This is a genomic window from Bradyrhizobium monzae, assembly GCF_021458635.1.
Taxonomy (GTDB): domain Bacteria; phylum Pseudomonadota; class Alphaproteobacteria; order Rhizobiales; family Xanthobacteraceae; genus Bradyrhizobium.
In genome coordinates this window covers 35,482-52,934 of the sequence record NZ_JAIRDQ010000008.1, presented here as the reverse complement: position 1 = coordinate 52,934, position 17,453 = coordinate 35,482, and the positions used below count along the sequence as shown (strand labels likewise).

Below are 17,453 nucleotides of genomic sequence, written 5' to 3'. Positions count from 1 at the left end.
GCCCGTCACCGTTTGTTAACCACGAGCCCCCTTAATCCATCTCGATATTTCGGGAACATTGTTCGGCATCCGCCGTCGAGCGCTGGTTTTGATCATGCCCCCCTCTGCCAACCAGCCGCTTCGTATCCTGCACGCCGTACGCGCGCCCGTCGGCGGCATTTTCCGGCACATCGTCGATCTCGCCAACGGCCAGGTCGATCGCGGTCACCATGTCGGGATTCTCGCCGACGGCCTCACCGGCGGCGAGCGTGCCGACAAGGCGCTGGCCGAGCTTGCGCCGCGGCTGAAACTCGGCGTGCATCGGCTCGCGATCCGCCGCGAACCCTCGCCGGAGGATTTTCTGGTTTGGCTGCGCATGCGCCGCCTGATCGCCACGCTCAAGCCCGACGTCATGCATGGCCACGGTGCCAAGGCCGGCGCCTTCGTGCGCATGCGGCGCCGCGCGGACGACACCATCCGCATCTACACCCCCCACGGCGGCTCGCTACATTACCCGCTCAACACTCTGAAGGGCGAGTTTTACGCGCGGCTCGAGCGCACGCTGATGGATGCGACGGATCTGTTCCTGTTCGAGAGCGCCTTTGCCCGCGATACCTATCAGCGTATCGTCGGCACGCCCCAGGGCGTCGTGCATTGCGTCTTCAACGGCGTGACGCCGGAGGAGTTCGAGCCCGTCGTCGTCGCCGACGATGCCACTGACCTCGCCTATGTCGGCGAGTTCCGGCATATCAAGGGCGCCGACCTCCTGGTCGACGCAGTGGCCCGACTGCATGAGAACGGCAAGAAGGTCACGCTGACGCTCGGCGGCGACGGCGAGGAAACCGCGGCGCTGAAGGCGCAGGTCGAACGGCTCGGCCTAACGGACGCGATCCGCTTCATCGGTCACGTCAAGGCGCGCTACGGCTTTTCCAAGGGACGGCTGCTGGTCGTTCCCTCGCGCGGCGATTCCATGCCCTATGTCGTGATCGAGGCGGGCGCGGCCGGCATCCCCATGATCGCGGCGCGCGTTGGCGGCATCCCCGAAATCTTTGGACCCGAGAGCCCGGCGCTGTTCGCGGCCAGCAACGCCGAAGCCATGGCTGACGCGATCGCGGCCGCGCTCGACAACGCGCCGGCGACCGCGGAGCGGGCGGTGTCGCTCCGCGAGCGGATCTCGGCGCACTTCTCCCAGCAAGCGATGGTCGATGGCGTGCTCGCGGGTTACCGCGATGCATTTGCAAATCATTAACCATCCTTAAGGCCGCTTTAGAGAATCTTCCGATTTGTCCGATAATCGAAGGGCCAGGGGATGCTTGCCCGGGGACGCAAAGCCGCGCCCGCGGATCTTTGGAATGGACGTGGACGCTCGTGGAACCGCTCAACGCACGCTCGATGCTCGATGCCGCGACCAGCGCCGCGGCCAAGCCGGCTGACCAACCTTTTGTCGAGCGACGCCGCCGCCTGACGCCGGCCGCCCTCGAAGTCGTCAATCAGAAGGTCGCCCGCGCCTATTCTCCGATCGTGATTACCGGCTTTGCGCGCGCCATCGATTTCGTATTGCTGAGCGTGGTCGGCATCGCCGTATATGTCGGCTACGTCATGCCGCACGTCGGCTTCAGCTGGCTCTATCCTGCAGAGGTCATCGCCGTCGCGGTTGCCGCCGTGGTCTGCTTCCAGGCCGCCGACATCTATCAGGTGCAACTGTTCCGTGGGCAGCTCCGGCAGATGACGCGAATGATCTCGTCCTGGTCGTTCGTCTTCCTGATGTTCATCGGCATCTCGTTTTTCGCCAAGTTCGGCAGCGAAATGTCGCGGCTGTGGCTTGCCGCCTTCTACTTCCTCGGCCTCGCCGCGCTGGTCGCCGAGCGCCTCGTCCTGCGCTCGCTGGTGCGCAGCTGGGCACGCCAGGGCCGACTCGATCGCCGCACCATCATCGTCGGCTCCGACAGCAACGGCGAGCAACTGGTGGAGGCGCTGAAGGCGCAGGAGGATTCCGACATCCACGTGCTCGGCGTGTTCGACGACCGCAACGACAGCCGCGCGCTCGACACTTGCGCCGGCGCGCGCAAGCTCGGTAAGGTCGACGACATCGTCGAATTCGCCCGCCGCACCCGAGTCGATCTGGTGCTGTTCGCGCTGCCGATCTCGGCAGAGACACGCATCCTGGAGATGCTGAAGAAGCTCTGGGTGCTGCCGGTCGATATCCGCCTCTCCGCGCACACCAACAAGCTGCGCTTCCGCCCCCGCTCCTATTCCTATCTCGGCGAGGTTCCGACGCTCGACGTGTTCGAAGCGCCGATCACCGACTGGGATCTGGTGATGAAATGGCTGTTCGACCGCGTCGTCGGTAGCCTCGCGCTGCTCGCCGCACTCCCGGTGATGGCGCTGGTGGCGCTGGCTGTGAGGCTCGACAGCCCCGGCCCGGTCCTGTTCCGCCAGAAGCGGTTCGGCTTCAACAACGAGCGCATCGACGTCTACAAATTCCGCTCGATGTATCACCACCAGGCTGACCCGACCGCGTCGAAGGTCGTGACCAAGAACGATCCGCGCGTCACCCGCATCGGCCGCCTCATCCGCAAGACCAGCCTCGACGAACTGCCGCAGCTGTTCAACGTGGTGTTCTCCGGCAATCTCTCCCTGGTCGGCCCGCGCCCCCATGCGGTGCAGGGCAAGCTCCAAAGCCGCCTGTTCGACGAAGCCGTCGACGGCTATTTCGCCCGCCACCGCGTCAAGCCCGGTATCACCGGCTGGGCCCAGATCAACGGCTGGCGCGGCGAGATCGACAACGAAGAGAAGATCCAGAAGCGCGTCGAGTTCGACCTCTACTACATCGAGAACTGGTCGGTGCTGTTCGACCTCGTCATTCTCCTGAAGACGCCGCTCGCGCTGCTGACCAAGAACGCGAACGCGTATTGAGTTTCCGTCATTCCCCGGTCGAGCCGGGCGCTGACAACGAGTTTTGTGGCGTACCAATAGCGTGAGCGCGTGATGGCGTATGCGGCAACAGCCGGTGGAATGAACGTGGCCGCACCGGCTGCGTCCGGCGTGCTGGCCCTCCAGCGCGCGCTGGTGTGGCTGGTCGGCGCGTCCGGCGCGATCGTCTTCGTCGAGCCGAGCCCCTACGAGATCGCGACGCTGCTCGCCACCGTCGCGTTCTTCGCCACCGGCCTGCGGCTCAAGCTCGTGCTGATGCCGCTGGTGCTGGCCCTGGTCCTGCTCAATGTCGGCTACACCGTCAGCGCGATCCCGCTGCTCGACCAGTCCGAGGTCGCAAGCTGGATCGCGACCTCCTGGTACATGGCGGTGACCGTGGTGTTCTTCGCCATGGTAACCTCCGAGGACACGGCGGCGCGGCTCGACATGCTGCGCCGCGGCCTCGTGGTCGGCGCGATGATCGCATCGCTCTCGGCGATCGCCGGCTATTTCAACCTCGTTCCCGGCGGCCACGATCTCCTGACGCTCTACGAGCGTGCACGCGGCACGTTCAAGGACCCGAACGTGCTCGGCGCCTTCCTGATCCTGCCGGCGCTGTTCGCGCTCCAGAGTGTCGTGTCGGACAAGTTCGCCAAGGCATTCCGCAACGTCATTGCCTTCGGCGTCATGTCGCTCGCCATACTGCTCGCCTTCTCCCGCGCCGCCTGGGGCGGGCTGGTGCTGACCTCCGCCTTCATGCTGGCGTTGATGGTGCTGACCAGCCGCACCAATGCGCAGCGCTCGCGCATCATCATCATGGCCATCGTCGCGGTGGTGCTGGGCCTCGCGCTGATCGCGGTGCTGCTGTCATTCGACTCCATCGCCGAGATGTTCAAGCAGCGCGCGAGCTTCGACCAGAGCTATGACGAAGGCCGCTTCGGCCGGTTCGGCCGGCACATCCTCGGTGCGGAGATGGCACTCGACTTGCCGTTCGGCATCGGCCCCTTGCAATTCCACCGCTTCTTCCCCGAAGACACCCACAATTCCTATCTGAATGCCTTCATGTCCGGCGGATGGCTCTCCGGTGTGTGCTATCCCGCGCTGGTCTTCACCACCGTCATCACAGGCTTCCGCCACATCTTCGTCCGCGTGCCCTGGCAACGCGCTTATCTCGCGGTGTTCTCGGCCTTCGTCGGCACCGTCGGCGAAAGTTTCGTGATCGACACCGACCACTGGCGGCACTTCTGGATGATGCTGGGCGCGATGTGGGGCATGATCGCGGCCGCGCAGGCCTACAAGATCAAGCCTGGCGAGGATGCTTCTTCAGCTTGAGCGCAGGCCGCTTCTCTGGCGGCGTATCGAGCAGACCTTTCAGTGCAGCGGTCGCCGCGAGCACGCCCTTGTAGCCCTCATTGGCAAAACGCAGCAGTAGGCGCAGCTCCTCGTCGGAATAGGCGCTCCAGACCTTCTCCATCGCCTGCTGCATCGGCACATAGAGCTCGCCGATCTTCATGGCGGTCTCCGGCACGACGGCGATGAAGACCTTGCGCCGATCGGCCTCGTCCCGCTCGCGACGCACCAGGCCTGCCTTCTCGAGCCGATCGACCACGCCGGTGATGGCGCCGGTCGTCAGCCCCGTCACCTCGGCGAGCCGGCCCGCGGTCACACGTCCCTCGAGATAGAGGATGTCCATGCATTCGAGGTCGGAATTGGCAATTCCGGCCACGTTTGCAACGGCTTGCCCATACAGCACGCCCTGTGCGGACGACCGCCGCATCGCCTCTTCCAATTCTCCGAGCAACGCCGCGCGTGCCTTCGTCCTTGACAAGGCTCACCTCATATCTTAGTCAGTATATATCTTAGTCACTAAGAGATTTAGCGACCGTAATTCCTCCTAGCACCACGGAAACCTCGGGAGCAAGCCAATGCCTCATCGTCCGCGCAAAGCCCTGATCATCGGCGCCGGCATCGCCGGGCCCGTTGCCGCAATCCTGCTGCGCCGCGCCGGCATCGAATCCGCGATCTACGAAGCCTGGCCCTACTCCAAAGGTATCGGCGGCGGCCTCCAGATCGCGCCGAACGGCATGCATGTGATGGACGAGATCGGACTTGCGAACGAGCTGATCAGCCGCGGTTCGATCGCGGAGTCCTTCGACTTCTATTCGCAGGAGGGCCGACGGCTGGGCTCGATCAACCGCGACATGGCGCGCCGCTTCGGCCAGCCCGCGGTCAATGTCTGCCGCGCCACGCTGAACGAGATGCTGATCGACAAGGCCTGGTGCGCCTGCGTCTCGCTCTATTTCGACAAGCGCCTGATCAAGATCGAAGATCGCGGCGACCAGCCGATCATCGCCTATTTCGCCGACGGCACCACCGCCGAGGGCGACTTCCTGATCGGCGCCGACGGCGTGCATTCGATCGCACGGCGCCAGGTGGTGCCGGACGGGCCAATGCCCTTCAATACAGGCCTGATCGGCTTCGGCGGCTTCGTGCCGCATGCCGTTCTCGACGGCCGGGCGATCAGCCGGCATGTCGAGACCACGTTCGGACAGAGCGGTTTCTTCGGCTATGGCTATTGCAGCCCGGATCCGAAGGACGGCGTGATGTGGTGGAGCACGCAACCGGCCCACGGCATGGATGCCGCGATGTTCCGCGCGCTCGACCAGCGGACGCTGAAGCAGCATCTGCGCGGCTTCCATCACGGCTGGCACGATCCGATCCCGGCCATTATCGAGGCGGCCGAGAACATCGTGATCACCGACACGCTGGACGTCGCGACCTTGCCGACCTGGTCGCGCAAGCGCTCGCTTTTGATCGGCGATGCCGCGCATGCAACCAGCCCCCATGCGGGCCAGGGCGCCTCGCTGGCGCTGGAAGATGCGATGCGGCTTGCCCGTCTGATGCAGGAGGGCCAGGAGCTGACCGCGACCTTCCAGGCCTTTGAGGCCGAGCGGCGGCCCCGCGCGGAAAAGATCGTCGCCATCGCCCGCCGCAATGGCAACAGCAAGCGCGAATTCAGCGCCACCGGCGCCTGGATGAGAAATCAGATGATGAAATGGCTGTTGCCGCTGGGATCGAAGAGCATGGATTTCATGTACGCGTATGATGCGCGGGCGGTTTAGCAAAAACAGTGCCGTAGGGTGAGCAAAGGCGCAAAGCGCCGTGCCCACCACCTCTCTCCAATCGCGACAATGGTGGGCACGCTCCGCTTTGCCCACCCTACGATACTGAACTAGCTCTCCACCGCGAACGTCAGCCCGGCACGCTCCCGCAACCGCTTGATCAGCTTGTGCTGCATCGCCGCGCCCGGCGTCCAGAGTCCGGCCGGAACATCAGGCGTGTCGCGGAGCAGGCAGAGCGCGCATTCGGAGATCATCTTCGCCGTTGACGCATAGCCGGGATCGAGATCGCCCTTCACCGCCGCACGCACCTGACGGCCATCAGGCGCAATCGCGACATAGAGCAGGTCGTAATGGCCGTTGTCGCGTTCTTCCTTCGACGGTCCCTCACCGGGCTTGAGCGCTTCGGGACCGGTCTTTTCGCTGTTGGCGGCCATGACAAGCTTGGCATTGGCCTGCCCTTCGTCCCCCGCTCCCGTCAGCACCATCTCGTCGTAGATGAAATCCCTGCCATAGGGGAATCCCATCAGCATGTTGGAGCGATGGACATTGCGCGTGTTGAGTATCGCCATCGCGAAAGGGGCGGACCAGGATTGCAAATCCTCCTCGAAAACTGGCTTGTTGCCGCGCGGCTGCCTGGGCCCTTCGAAGCCCGGCGTGAATGCAAATGGGTCCTTGAGGATCGACACCAGGCTGAGGTCCTGTGCAACCGCCTCGAAGGTGACCCTCGCGCTCGCCGAGGTGCCGCCGGAGAACTTCCAGCTGAGGTCGCGGACCCGCCCCTTCACGCGCGGCGCCGGCGCTCCGAACACGCGCCTGGCTTCCTCCTGCACGAAGAATACGCCGAGCTCGAATGGGATCGAATCGAAGCCGCAGGAGAACATGATGCGCGCGCCACTCGTCCTGGCGGCCGCTTCATGCCTGTCGATCATCTGCTTCAGCCAGATCGGCTCGCCGCAGAGATCGATGTAGTCGGTGCCTGACGCGACGCAGGCGGCGAGCAGATCGGACCCGTAAAGCTGGTACGGACCGACGGTGGTGACGACCAGCTTCGCCTGATCGACCATCGCGCGCAGCGATGGAGGATCGGCTGCATCCGCAACGATGAGCGGCGTGTCCGCAGGTGCGGCGATCGCGTCGCGGACGGACGCGAGCTTGTCTCTGCTGCGCCCGGCCATCGCCCAAATCGGCGCGCCGTCACCGACGTAATGCGCGGCGAGGTACTCGGCGACGAGCTGGCCGGTATATCCCGTTGCGCCATAGACGACGATGTCGAACTTCGCGGACATGGATCACGTTTCCCTGGACGTCGCAGACCTCATGCTTCCACGGCGAACGTCAGCCCCGCATTGTCTCGCAGCCGCTTGATCAGCTTGTGTTGCATCGCTGCGCCCGGTGTCCAGAAGCCTGCGGCGACATCGGTGACGTCGCGCAGCATGCAGATCGCGCATTCGGAGATCATCTTCGAGGTCGAGCCGTAGCCGGGATCGCGGTCGCCGGTGACGCCGGCGCGGACCGCACTTCCGTCGGGCGCGATCGCGACATAAAGCAGATTGAAAAGCCCGTTCTCGCGCTCTTCCTTCGATGGTCCCTCACCCGGCTTCGGCGCACTCGGGCCGGTCTTCTCGGCATTGGCCGCCATCACGCGCTTGGCGTTGGCCTCGCCCTTCTCGCCGGGACCGGTCAAAACCATCTCGTCATAGACGAAGTCCTGGCCGTAGGGAAAGCCCATCAGCATGTTGGAGCGATGGACGTTGCGGGTGTTGATCAGCGCCATCATGAACGGCGCGGCCCAGGATTGCAGATCCTCCTCGAGCAGCGACCTGTTGCCCTTCGGCTGCTTCGGTCCGGTGAAGCCCGGCGTCAGCGCGAACGGATCGTTCAGGATCGCGACGAGGCTGATGTCCTTGGCAACGGCATCGAAGGTCGCCTTGGCGCTCGCCGCGGTACCGCCCGACAGCGTGCCGCGCATGTCGCGCACACGGCCCTTCACGCGCGCCGCAGGTGCGCCGAACACGCGCTTGGCCTCTTCCTGCACGAAGAACGTTCCGAGCTCGAACGGCACGGAATCAAAGCCGCAGGAGAATACGATGCGCGCGCCGCTTTCCTTCGCAGCCGTCTCGTATTTGTCGATCATCTGCCGCATCCAAATCGGCTCGCCGCAGAGATCGAAATAATCCGTGCCGGTGGCGACGCAGGCAGCTAACAGTTCCTCGCCGTAGAGCTGATACGGACCGACCGTCGTGATCACCGACATCGTCTGCTCTGCCATCGCCTTCAGCGAGGCGGCGTCCGATGCATCCGCCACGAGCAACGGCGTGTTCCCGGGCGCGCCGATCGCATCGCGCACCGATTTCAGCTTGCCGAGACTGCGGCCCGCCATCGCCCATTTGAGTGTCTTGTCGCTCTTATAATGCCGCGTCAGATATTCAGCGACGAGCTGACCGGTGAAACCGGTCGCACCGTAGACGACGATGTCGAATTTCGCAGAGCTCATGATTGGCCTTTACTTCTTGGCGTAACTCACGCCCATGCCGGCACGGACGTCGCTTTGAATCCCATAGGGCGGAATCGGATAGCGCAGGCCGTTCTTGGCCAGAGCCTTCATGCCCTCTATCGCCTTGGCGAGATGCGCAGGCTTCAAGGCCATCAGCATCTCCTCGTCTGGCACGCCGCCATAGCGCCGTTCGGCATAGCATGGCAAGGACAGGCTGGGCTCGCCGCTCTTGAGCGCCCGCCCCCAGGAATCCGCGCAAGCGGTCTCGCCGACCACGCCCCATTCGAACTTCTTGTAGCCGACATACTGCAGCCCGTTGATCAGGATGATCATCTGTCCGGGCGTCGCATAGACGAGGCAGATGTCGGGCGGATCGAGCCGCCCGCTCGCCAGCGGACTGACCGCGAGCGCCTGATATTGACCGAACGGAACCACGTCCAGCGCCTCCTGGCGCTTGCGCGCATCCTCCGCGGTGCCGTGCCAGACGCCGACGTAATTTTCGCCGGCGAGCCATTTCTCGTCCTGCGGGCTGAGCCCGATTACCGCGCGGCACTGCGCACCGACGAGATCGTCGCCGGTGATGCCGACGGTCCACCCCAGGCGCGAGGCCATGCTGACGATCTGGTCGGTGGTGTGGACCGCATTCGGCCGCCGGATTTTCGGGATCGCCTCCATGTCCGCGACACGCGCGAACAGCTTCATGCCGATCACCGTGGTCTTCAGCCGCAACAGGCTGTTGAGATCGGCCACGAGGCCGACGAGATCGATCGTATCAGCGGCTGGCTGCTGCATGGCATCCTCCCGGCGCGACGTTTCCGACGCGTATTGTTGGGCTTCTGAGGCCTGTTCTAGTCCTTGGCCGGCCCGGGAAGCAACTCGCTGGTCCTGCCTATGAGGCGGTAGGCCAAGAGGCCGATCCATTCGCGCACGGCCACGTTGGTCCTGTCGAGCCCGTCTGCGCCATTGTTCGTGAAGGAGAGAACATCGTCGGGCCCGCCGGTCCGCCAGTCGACGGGATACGCCTCGACGTCGAAGCCGGCCTTGCGGAAGATTCCCATCGCGCGCGGCATGTGGAAGGCGGAAGTGATCAGGAGCCACCGCTCGCCCGGTTTTGGCGCAACCAGCTTCTTCGTGAAGATCGCATTCTCCCAAGTGTTGCGGGAATCGCGTTCAAGGATCAACCGCTCCTTTGATATGCCGAGGGTCTCCAAGATCGGCGCGGAATAGTCGGCTTCCTTGGCATCTGTCGAGATCAGGTTCGAAGTGCCGCCGGTGAAGACGATGCGCGCGTTCGGATAGCGACGCGCAAGCTCGGCCGGCGCAAAAAAACGATCGGCCGCGTGCAAGACCACCGGCGTGTGATGTGCTGCCGACAGATCGGTATCAACCGAGCCGCCCAGCACGACGATGCCGTCAGGCGCGCCACGCGACGGATCCCACGCGGGAAAGCGTGCCTCCAACGGATAGAGCAGCAGATTGCCGAGCGGCGAAAAAGCGGCGAGCGCGAGCAGGATCAGCGTGGTCGCGGCCAGCTTCCGGCCGAGCCCGGCAAAACGCGTTGCCATCAGCACGACCGAGATGATCCCGAGTTCGACCAGAAGATTGATCGGCACCACTGCGGCACCGAGCGTCTTGGAAAGAAGGAAATACAGGGAAGCCTCGCTGAAACGATCGTGGTGCGCAGGCTTGGCCCGCCCGCCCATATTCAGAAATCTTCTTGGAAGAGGATCGATTGCTTGGTCAAGCCCGGGCATGACAAGATCTCATGACAAGTTCTGATGAAACCGATTGGACGCGGCAAATGACCCACCATCACCTGCATTCAAGTCCCGAAACCTGCCACTGGGGCTTCTTTGAAGCCGCGCTCAAGCCCGTCCTCACCATCGCCAGCGGCGACGAGGTGACCGTCGACACCATCAGCGGCGGCCCGGACATGCTGCCCGACCGCAGCAAGTTTCACATTCCGCCGGAGATCTTCGAGGTTCACGCCAGGAACGAGCGCATGCTCCCCGGCCACATCCTGACCGGCCCGATCGCGGTCGAAGGCGCCGAGCCTGGCGACGTGCTCGCAGTCGATATCCTCGACGTCCAGCTCCGCCAGGACTGGGGCTGGAACATGATCAAGCCGCTGTCCGGCACCCTGCCCGACGATTTCCACGAGACCCGGATCCTCAACATTCCGCTGGACCGGTCGCGGATGGTCGGCCGGATGCCGTGGGGCCTCGACCTGCCGCTAAAACCGTTTTTCGGCGTGATGGGCGTGTCGCCGCCCCCGGCCTGGGGCCGCATCTCCTCGCTCGTTCCGCGCGCCATGGGCGGCAATCTCGACAACAAGGAGCTCGGCGCCGGCGCAACGTTGTATCTGCCGGTGTTCGTTCCGGGCGCGATGTTCTCCTGCGGCGACGGTCATGGCGTGCAGGGTGACGGCGAGGTCTGCGTCACCGCCATCGAGACGGCGTTGCAGGGCCGCTTCCGGTTGACGCTGCGCAAGGATTTGCGATTCGACTATCCGCGCGCGGAGACGCCGACCCACTACATGACCATGGCGATGGACCCCGACCTCGACCAATGCGCGGTGCGGGCGCTGCGCGACATGATCGTCCTGCTGGGCGAGACGCGAAACCTGTCGCGCGAGGACGCCTATACACTGTGCAGTCTTGCCGCCGATCTGCGGGTGACCCAGACCGTCAACGGCTCCAAGGGCATCCATTGCATGATCGAAAAGGCGATCGTGCACGGCTGATCTCGCCGGCACCTCCTGGCCACTCCACGCTTCCTCACCGCCCGGTCATTCCGGGCGGCGCGCTGAGCCACGCCTGATTTCCTTCACGATTCCAACGAGCTGAGCAACCAGCCTAAGCTGCATTTGACTTCTGCCCCCGAACCTAAATAGAGTCTTAATCGTTACTTTTATGTACCCGAGTAAGAGGCTAGCGTTCGGCTATGGCCACCGAAAAAGCCGAGACTGACCGCATTCCCGTAACCTTGGCGCTCTCGACCATCACCTATCTGGAGAAGTTGGTGAGACAGGGCACCCACGGCACCAGCGTTCCCGGCGTCGCACGTACCTTGATCGAGGAAGGCATCCGTCTCGCCATCAAGGACGGGCTTTTGTCGATTCGCGACAATGGCAGGACGTGAGCGCGCGCCGAACGGGGAGCGGACGGATCTCGAGCTGCGGTTGGTCGATTGTCGCAACCTGGGACCGTTACAATGCCTGTTCTCTCACCAACCTGGACCAACGAACGAATTGAACTTCTGAGGCAACATTTCGAGGCTGGTCTATCCTGCCGCGAGATCGCCGCCGACATCGGCGTCAGCCGCAACGCCGTGATCGGCAAGCTGTCGCGCCTGAATCTCACGCGCGGCCGCGCAGTCGACGAGCGCGGGCTCCAAAACAGGAATCAGGACAGGAATTCCGCGCCCCGCGCGCCAAAAGCGGTGCCCCGGCTACAATTCGAGATGCTCGCCACGATCTACGGCGAAGCGGACGCGCCTGTCGCGACCGGGCCGATCGACGAGGCCAATCGCTGCTCGCTGATGGAGCTCGGCGAAAACCGTTGCCGCTGGCCGATCTCGACGCCCGGCGCAGAGGATTTCTGCTTCTGCGGCAACGCCGCGCACGACGGCCAGCCCTATTGCGCCGGCCACAGCCGCCTCGCCTACAAGCCGAACTCGCGCGCGCGTGTCATGCGTGGCTGAAGCCCGCCGTCGCTCAAACCCCACAACGAAAAACCTCCGGCAGGGCACTACCGGAGGTTTCTGGAGGCTTAGCGTGAAGCTAAGAGCCGTGATTTTTTGAAACCGGCTGACAACTATATAGCTGAGCAGCTCAGGTAAGTAAATAAGTTTGGCGGCAATCGATTCGCATAGCTCGTCTTCGCCGCCCGCGCAGGAGAGTTCGGTTTTTCGAAATCCCCATCGCGCCAGAAAAAAGCCCCGGCGGTTGCCCGCCGGGGTTCTCTGATCGATTTACGCGATCGACCTTAGAAGTTGCGCTGAGCGCGCAGCATCATGGTCACCGAGTTCTGGTCCTTCAGCTCGTACACGGCGGCCGGCTTGGCGGCAGTCGAAATGGCCGGGGCAGTGACGGCGCCAGAGTGCTTCTGGTCCAGGCGCGACCAGCTCAGGTCGGCCGTGAACGCCAGGTTCTTGACCGGAGTCCAGACGGTGTTGACGCCGACGACGCCGAAGTTGAAGTCCGGGTTACAGGTCGAGCCTGCCACTGCGATCGCAGCGAGGTTGGCGCAGATCAAGCCCTTGCCCGTGGAACCGTACTTCAGCTGGGCATAACCGCCGTAGACGGCGCTCGCCCAGTTCGGGGTCCAGTTGTGGGTGAAGCCACCGCGGAGACCCCAGGTCTTCACGGTATCGATGCTGCCGCCAGCGCCGAAGACGCCGTCAGCAACGCCAGCCAAACCGACGCTCTGATACGCCGTGCTGCTACCGCTGAACATCAAGAAGGTCTGCGGAAACAGGCTCTGGAAGTTATATCGCGATGCACCGTCCGTGTAGACGGCCTGCAAGTTGATAACGTCGCCAGCACCAGTCGGGATGTTCTTGATCGACAACGAACCCTGGACAGCCCAACCCCACTTGTCCGACGGGTGACCCGTGGGTTCCGTCGTGCCGTAGTAGGCCGCATGAAGATTATGTGCAGCAACCGAGAGCTGGGCAAGACCCCAAGCCTGGTCAACACGGACCGCGCCGGTGATATCGGGGGAGCGCGTTCCACCCCAATCGCTGGAGCCGTAAGAACCACCCGTAATCAACGCAGTGGCAGCAGCGACCGGTGAAGCGAAGCCGGAGGCGTTCCACAGGTTCGACTGGCCGTTCGACGCTGTCGTCTCCTCTTCCAACGCGATCGAACCAGTGATGCCCTGGCCGAAGTCAGCGGTATAGGCGAACTGGTTGATACCGTTGACGTGGTTGGAGCCGCCCGGAATGGAATCGGGACCGCCAGCCGGATAGCTCTGCCACGGGGCATCGAAGATCGAGACCGTGCGGCCCATGGTGAACCCAGCGAACTGGATGAACGCATGGAAGAGACCGAGCGAAGGTGCACTGGGCGAGATCGCCGAAGGGCTGCTGCCGGTGACGTTGGACGTGTCGTAAGTGAAGACCATATCAGCGTAGGTGCGGACAACGCCGTATTCGGTCGCCGTGCGGGTATCGACGTTGAGGTCCATACGAGCGCGGCTGTAGTAGTAGTTGGTCAGACGGTTGTTTGAGCCACCGTTCACCGCGGCGGTGCTGTTGTTGAAACCGTAGTCGCCAGCGCCGCCGAGAATCGCGTCGGCGCGCACATAACCACCCAGCTTGATGCAGGTGTCGGTGCCGGGCATGTAGTAGAAACCCGCACCGTACAGCGAGCAGATCTTCACGTATTCGACCGCCTTGGCCTTGACCGGAAGATCAGCCGCTTGAGCTCCACCGACGGCGATCAGGGTCGCCGCAGTGCCGAGCAAAAGGCTCTTCACCACTTTCATATAAAACCTCCAAGTTGCTCATTTTGCGGAGACCGGACCGTGAGGCCCCCCAGATCCCCGTCTCTTCAAATCCGCTCGGCCGCTTAGCGCTTTCGGACACACCCGCATTCGACGCGAGGGACGTGAGCGAACCACCTGCAACGGGACGATCGAGAACCCCCCACCGTCACGGATCAATATGCCTGCGCTGTTCCCTTAATCAAAATAGTTTATCAGCTCAGCTTTATGGTTTCACTAACCCTGTGTCCGTGGCGCAACACCGGACGCGTGAGCTAAAAAGACTGACCGGATCATATTTGTAATTTCTGTGACACAATTACCCTGCCCTGCACTTGCGTCAGGGCAGACTTGCGTGGACTATCGCCACCGCGAACACCAGCCAGAGAGAATCCAGCCTGCGGGAGTGACGCTGTGTCAGCGACGAGGAAAGAAGGGGCGCGCCTCCGCTCCGCCGGCAATCTCGATATCATCAGAAGATTCACCTGGGAAATATCGTCGATCAACATGTATCTGGAGGAGTTGCGTCAGTTCTGGGCCAGGACGCTCGGCATCAGCGGACCGCAATGGCTGATCCTGATGGCGATTTCGGACCTCGACAAGGACGACGGCGTGCCCATCAACGTGGTCTCCAAGCTGCTCCATGTCGACCCGTCCTTCGTCACCACCCAGTCCAAACTGCTGGAGAAGAAGGGGCTGCTGCGCCGCCGCCCCTCCCCCACCGATGCGCGCGTGGTGCGGCTGTCGCTGGTCGAGAAAACGCAGAAGCACATCGCCAGCCTCAACGAGCAGTACAAGACGATTCGCGAATTCGTCTTCCAGGAGTTCGACGAGAACGAGCTAACGGAATTCACGACCAAGCTCGCGACGCTGAAGACCCGGCTCGAAAAGGCCTGCGTCAGGATCTCCCTCGATTTCTGAGGCGCGCAGCCGTGTCTAAGCGCAAGGGCTGCGCTCAGATCCGCTTGCCGACGGCACCGAATTGCGATTCGAGCCAGTCGAAGATGTATTCGTTGGCAAGGCTCGGATTGTCGGCGTGCGCCTGTGCAGCGCCGGTCTCGGCCGCAGTGAACACTTTCAACACGATATCCGAGCTGCCGAGCTGGGATTTTTGCAGGATCTGACGCGCCCGATCAGCCTTGAGCCAGCCGTCCTCGCCGAGCGTGATCAACACCGGACATTCGGCGCCCGAGGCCATCAGCGGCGCATGCGGCACCGGGACAATGCTGAGTTCGCTCACCGCAAAACGGCTGGCAAAGAACGACCGCTCGTGCAGGTCCCACAAGCCGCCGTCGCAGACGGCCGCGGCGAGACGCGGCTCCTGCAACACCGCACGCGTCACGAACGAAGAGCCCCACCCGTCCGCCACGATCGCAACGCGATCGAAATCCACGTCCGGGCGCCGCTCCAGATAATCCATCGCGCTGCCAACCGAGCTTTCGAGATCCCGGCGCTGCATGAGCATGTCGGCGTAATCGTCACGCTGGCCGCCGAGCAGGTCCAGTGCGAGCATCGACAACCCGCGCTCGCGCGCATGGGGCGCGAGCTTGAACAGGAACTCTTCTTTGCGGTGGCCGGGCTCGCCGATGCAGATCACCGTCGGAGCGCGACCGTTCGCCGCAGGCGCAGGCAGGAAGTAGCCCTGCAACGAGTGTCCTTCGACCCAGGGGATTGTCACGACTTCGCCGGCCGGCCCGCGCGCCGTGAGGAAACGGCGAGCGCATTCCTGCATCGCGAGCACCGCGACCCAGCGGCGCTCATCGGCGGGATCGAGCGGCATCGCGGCGGCACCGTAGTAGTTCATCGCGCGCAGCCAATTGCGCTGCGCCGTCGCCATATGGCCTTCCGCGAACGCTGCCTCGGCACGATGCCGGTTGGCCTGCGCCAGCTTCTTCCACTCGCGATGCCAGGACTGCTCGTCGTCGCGCTTGAGCTGCCGCGCGATCATCAGGCATTCGGCAATGGTGGCGCCGCCCTCTTGCGCCGCCGTAAGCAGCCGCGTGAACTCAGCGGAGATATCCTCTCTCTCCGGGCAGAGGATGAAGTCGTCGGAGAGGCATGCGGGTATCATCGGAGCTACGCTTTGTCGTGGCGCTACCCTGATTCACTAAACTATTTCAGTCTGCCAACCAAGCAGCCGTGCGCCGAATGAGACCCGTTCGAGATCACCATCGCTTGAACGAATGTCACATGTCGCATGCGTGACATTCCGTATCTTCATAAGAGGACGAACGCGCGCCGGAGGTAAGCGAAATTACCTGAGTAAAACCACCCGCACACCTCTTGCGATGATGCCCATCATACCCACATAAGCGCGCGCTCGTTGAACGGTGTCAGCCGAACAGAGTCAGCCAAGCCGCCAACCGACTTCCTGGGTGAAGCTTTCGTAGAATGTGCGGTCATAGGCCTGCTCGGGCGCCGCGCGCACGCGTTCGTCGAGCAGCCTGGCATCCTCGCCGACCAGGATGCGCCAGCGCTCCGCCTTCACGCCATCGAGGATGATCCTGGCGGCCTGCGCCGCCGTCGTCGGCGCATCCTCGAGGAAGGTGCGGGCGCGTTCGGCGAACGCCGCCTGGATCTCCTCGTCCGACTTTTTGTCAGCATCTGGCACGCCGGCCGCAACCATGCGTTTGCGGGTCAGCACGACCTCCTCGGCGTTGAGGCGCTCCGATCCGTCGCCGCTCTGCACCTTGCGTGAGTTGGAGACGATCGAGGTGCCGATATGGCCGGGCATCACCACCGAGCATTTGACGTGCGGCGCGTGCAAGCGCAGGTCGTTGATCAGCGCTTCGCTGAATCCCTTCACCGCGAACTTCGCCGAGCTGTAGGCGGTGTGGGCCTGGCCCATGCCGATCGAGGCCCAGAAGCCGTTGACGCTGGCGGTGTTGACGATGTGGGCCTCGTCGGCCTTGACCAGCATCGGCAGGAAGGTGCGGACGCCGAGATAGACGCCGCCCCAGCAGATGTTGAAGGTGCGCTCCCACTGCTCGCGCGTGTTGGTGAACAGGCTGCCGCCACCGCCGATACCGGCGTTGTTGAACAGCAGATGGATCTTGTCGGTCTTCTGCTGCTCGGCGAGCTCATCGCGAAAACGCTTGAGATGATCCTCGATCGAGACGTCGGCAACGTGGGTCGTGACACGCAGGCCCTGCGGCAGCTTCTCAACCTCGCAGAGCCGCTTGGTCTCGGCCATCGCGGCTTCCGAGATGTCGCACATCGCAACGTTGCAGCCCTCGGCAACGAGCTGCCTGGCGAGCTCGCGCCCCATGCCCGTACCACCACCGGTGATGACGGCGATCTTTCCAGCAAATTCCTTCATGGGACTTCGGCCCCTCCCTTTTGATCGGCATGTTTCTTCGTCGTTGGCGCGCCGTGCATGCGACACGCGCAAAATGTAGCAGCGCCGCACCCGCAGGTAAAAGCGGATCGGCGCTGCTGTTCGACATCCGTTATTTCGGG

16 protein-coding genes are annotated in these 17,453 nt (G+C 63.4%); 8 read left to right on the top strand and 8 right to left on the bottom strand.

Features of this window, described 5'->3' with window-relative positions:
* Positions 1–94 precede the first annotated feature (94 nt).
* The 3 genes from K3F49_RS26390 (at position 95) to K3F49_RS26380 (ending at position 4,224) form a co-directional block, all read left to right on the top strand.
* On the top strand, positions 95–1,228 hold the full coding sequence (locus K3F49_RS26390; RefSeq protein ID WP_234683847.1) for a glycosyltransferase family 4 protein: 1,134 nt from the start codon (positions 95–97) through the stop codon (positions 1,226–1,228).
* Between the two features lie 119 nt (positions 1,229–1,347).
* The gene (locus K3F49_RS26385; RefSeq protein ID WP_234683846.1) at positions 1,348–2,895 is read left to right on the top strand and encodes an undecaprenyl-phosphate glucose phosphotransferase; all 1,548 of its coding nucleotides are present in this window, start codon (positions 1,348–1,350) and stop codon (positions 2,893–2,895) included.
* A gap of 72 nt (positions 2,896–2,967) precedes the next feature.
* Entirely contained in the window at positions 2,968–4,224 is a 1,257-nt protein-coding gene (locus K3F49_RS26380; RefSeq protein WP_234683845.1) for an O-antigen ligase family protein, read from the top strand.
* Here the strand turns inward: K3F49_RS26380 and K3F49_RS26375 are convergent.
* Complete coding sequence (locus tag K3F49_RS26375) at positions 4,193–4,669, bottom strand: MarR family winged helix-turn-helix transcriptional regulator (protein WP_234684095.1); 477 nt, start codon at positions 4,667–4,669, stop codon at positions 4,193–4,195. The genes K3F49_RS26380 and K3F49_RS26375 overlap by 32 nt on opposite strands.
* A 148-nt stretch (positions 4,670–4,817) precedes the next feature.
* Here K3F49_RS26375 and K3F49_RS26370 point away from each other — a divergent pair, with 148 nt between their 5' ends.
* Positions 4,818–6,014, top strand: a complete 1,197-nt coding sequence (locus K3F49_RS26370; protein ID WP_234683844.1) for an FAD-dependent monooxygenase — start codon at positions 4,818–4,820, stop codon at positions 6,012–6,014.
* 110 nt (positions 6,015–6,124) lie between these two features.
* On the opposite strand, the gene K3F49_RS26365 is transcribed toward K3F49_RS26370, so the two are convergent.
* Genes K3F49_RS26365 through K3F49_RS26350 form a run of 4 tightly spaced genes read right to left on the bottom strand, consistent with a single transcriptional unit; the run spans position 6,125 to position 10,124 of the window.
* Positions 6,125–7,300 carry a saccharopine dehydrogenase family protein gene (locus tag K3F49_RS26365; RefSeq protein WP_234683843.1) on the bottom strand — a complete coding sequence of 392 codons (1,176 nt, stop codon included), beginning with the start codon at positions 7,298–7,300 and terminating at the stop codon, positions 6,125–6,127.
* A gap of 29 nt (positions 7,301–7,329) precedes the next feature.
* The gene (locus K3F49_RS26360; RefSeq protein ID WP_234683842.1) at positions 7,330–8,508 is read right to left on the bottom strand and encodes a saccharopine dehydrogenase family protein; all 1,179 of its coding nucleotides are present in this window, start codon (positions 8,506–8,508) and stop codon (positions 7,330–7,332) included.
* A gap of 9 nt (positions 8,509–8,517) precedes the next feature.
* Complete coding sequence (locus K3F49_RS26355) at positions 8,518–9,300, bottom strand: DUF169 domain-containing protein (protein WP_234683841.1); 783 nt, start codon at positions 9,298–9,300, stop codon at positions 8,518–8,520.
* A 56-nt stretch (positions 9,301–9,356) separates the two neighbouring features.
* Positions 9,357–10,124 carry a YdcF family protein gene (locus tag K3F49_RS26350; protein ID WP_234684094.1) on the bottom strand — a complete coding sequence of 256 codons (768 nt, stop codon included), beginning with the start codon at positions 10,122–10,124 and terminating at the stop codon, positions 9,357–9,359.
* Between the two features lie 185 nt (positions 10,125–10,309).
* On the opposite strand from K3F49_RS26350, the gene K3F49_RS26345 reads away from it, so the two are divergent.
* From K3F49_RS26345 to K3F49_RS26335, 3 genes are all read left to right on the top strand, one after another.
* The gene (locus tag K3F49_RS26345) at positions 10,310–11,251 is read left to right on the top strand and encodes an acetamidase/formamidase family protein (RefSeq protein WP_234683840.1); all 942 of its coding nucleotides are present in this window, start codon (positions 10,310–10,312) and stop codon (positions 11,249–11,251) included.
* A gap of 200 nt (positions 11,252–11,451) precedes the next feature.
* The gene (locus tag K3F49_RS26340) at positions 11,452–11,649 is read left to right on the top strand and encodes a hypothetical protein (RefSeq protein ID WP_007603456.1); all 198 of its coding nucleotides are present in this window, start codon (positions 11,452–11,454) and stop codon (positions 11,647–11,649) included.
* A gap of 72 nt (positions 11,650–11,721) precedes the next feature.
* The gene (locus K3F49_RS26335) at positions 11,722–12,210 is read left to right on the top strand and encodes a GcrA family cell cycle regulator (protein WP_234683839.1); all 489 of its coding nucleotides are present in this window, start codon (positions 11,722–11,724) and stop codon (positions 12,208–12,210) included.
* 284 nt (positions 12,211–12,494) lie between these two features.
* Here K3F49_RS26335 and K3F49_RS26330 read toward each other — a convergent pair whose 3' ends face one another.
* Positions 12,495–13,997, bottom strand: a complete 1,503-nt coding sequence (locus tag K3F49_RS26330; RefSeq protein WP_234683838.1) for a porin — start codon at positions 13,995–13,997, stop codon at positions 12,495–12,497.
* Between the two features lie 411 nt (positions 13,998–14,408).
* Between K3F49_RS26330 and K3F49_RS26325 the strand changes: the two genes are divergently transcribed.
* Positions 14,409–14,915: a MarR family winged helix-turn-helix transcriptional regulator gene (locus K3F49_RS26325; RefSeq protein WP_234683837.1), complete on the top strand. Its 507-nt coding sequence runs from the start codon at positions 14,409–14,411 to the stop codon at positions 14,913–14,915.
* A 34-nt stretch (positions 14,916–14,949) separates the two neighbouring features.
* Here the strand turns inward: K3F49_RS26325 and K3F49_RS26320 are convergent, their stop codons facing one another.
* Together K3F49_RS26320 and K3F49_RS26315 are read right to left on the bottom strand one after the other, a co-directional pair.
* On the bottom strand, positions 14,950–16,065 hold the full coding sequence (locus tag K3F49_RS26320; protein WP_234683836.1) for an alpha/beta hydrolase family protein: 1,116 nt from the start codon (positions 16,063–16,065) through the stop codon (positions 14,950–14,952).
* Positions 16,066–16,341: 276 nt separating this feature from the next.
* The gene (locus K3F49_RS26315) at positions 16,342–17,313 is read right to left on the bottom strand and encodes an SDR family NAD(P)-dependent oxidoreductase (RefSeq protein ID WP_234683835.1); all 972 of its coding nucleotides are present in this window, start codon (positions 17,311–17,313) and stop codon (positions 16,342–16,344) included.
* Between the last annotated feature and the right edge of the window lie 140 nt (positions 17,314–17,453).

What these genes read in the sequence shown, in the direction of transcription:
- K3F49_RS26375 (WP_234684095.1), bottom strand. Translation starts at nt 4,669, where the DNA reads ATGCGGCGGTCGTCCGCACAGGGCGTGCTGTATGGGCAAGCCGTTGCA.
- K3F49_RS26355 (WP_234683841.1), bottom strand. Translation starts at nt 9,300, where the DNA reads ATGCAGCAGCCAGCCGCTGATACGATCGATCTCGTCGGCCTCGTGGCC.
- K3F49_RS26370 (WP_234683844.1), top strand. Translation starts at nt 4,818, where the DNA reads ATGCCTCATCGTCCGCGCAAAGCCCTGATCATCGGCGCCGGCATCGCC.
- K3F49_RS26315 (WP_234683835.1), bottom strand. Translation starts at nt 17,313, where the DNA reads ATGAAGGAATTTGCTGGAAAGATCGCCGTCATCACCGGTGGTGGTACG.
- K3F49_RS26330 (WP_234683838.1), bottom strand. Translation starts at nt 13,997, where the DNA reads ATGAAAGTGGTGAAGAGCCTTTTGCTCGGCACTGCGGCGACCCTGATC.
- K3F49_RS26360 (WP_234683842.1), bottom strand. Translation starts at nt 8,508, where the DNA reads ATGAGCTCTGCGAAATTCGACATCGTCGTCTACGGTGCGACCGGTTTC.
- K3F49_RS26335 (WP_234683839.1), top strand. Translation starts at nt 11,722, where the DNA reads ATGCCTGTTCTCTCACCAACCTGGACCAACGAACGAATTGAACTTCTG.
- K3F49_RS26340 (WP_007603456.1), top strand. Translation starts at nt 11,452, where the DNA reads ATGGCCACCGAAAAAGCCGAGACTGACCGCATTCCCGTAACCTTGGCG.
- K3F49_RS26320 (WP_234683836.1), bottom strand. Translation starts at nt 16,065, where the DNA reads ATGATACCCGCATGCCTCTCCGACGACTTCATCCTCTGCCCGGAGAGA.
- K3F49_RS26380 (WP_234683845.1), top strand. Translation starts at nt 2,968, where the DNA reads ATGGCGTATGCGGCAACAGCCGGTGGAATGAACGTGGCCGCACCGGCT.
- K3F49_RS26345 (WP_234683840.1), top strand. Translation starts at nt 10,310, where the DNA reads ATGACCCACCATCACCTGCATTCAAGTCCCGAAACCTGCCACTGGGGC.
- K3F49_RS26365 (WP_234683843.1), bottom strand. Translation starts at nt 7,300, where the DNA reads ATGTCCGCGAAGTTCGACATCGTCGTCTATGGCGCAACGGGATATACC.
- K3F49_RS26390 (WP_234683847.1), top strand. Translation starts at nt 95, where the DNA reads ATGCCCCCCTCTGCCAACCAGCCGCTTCGTATCCTGCACGCCGTACGC.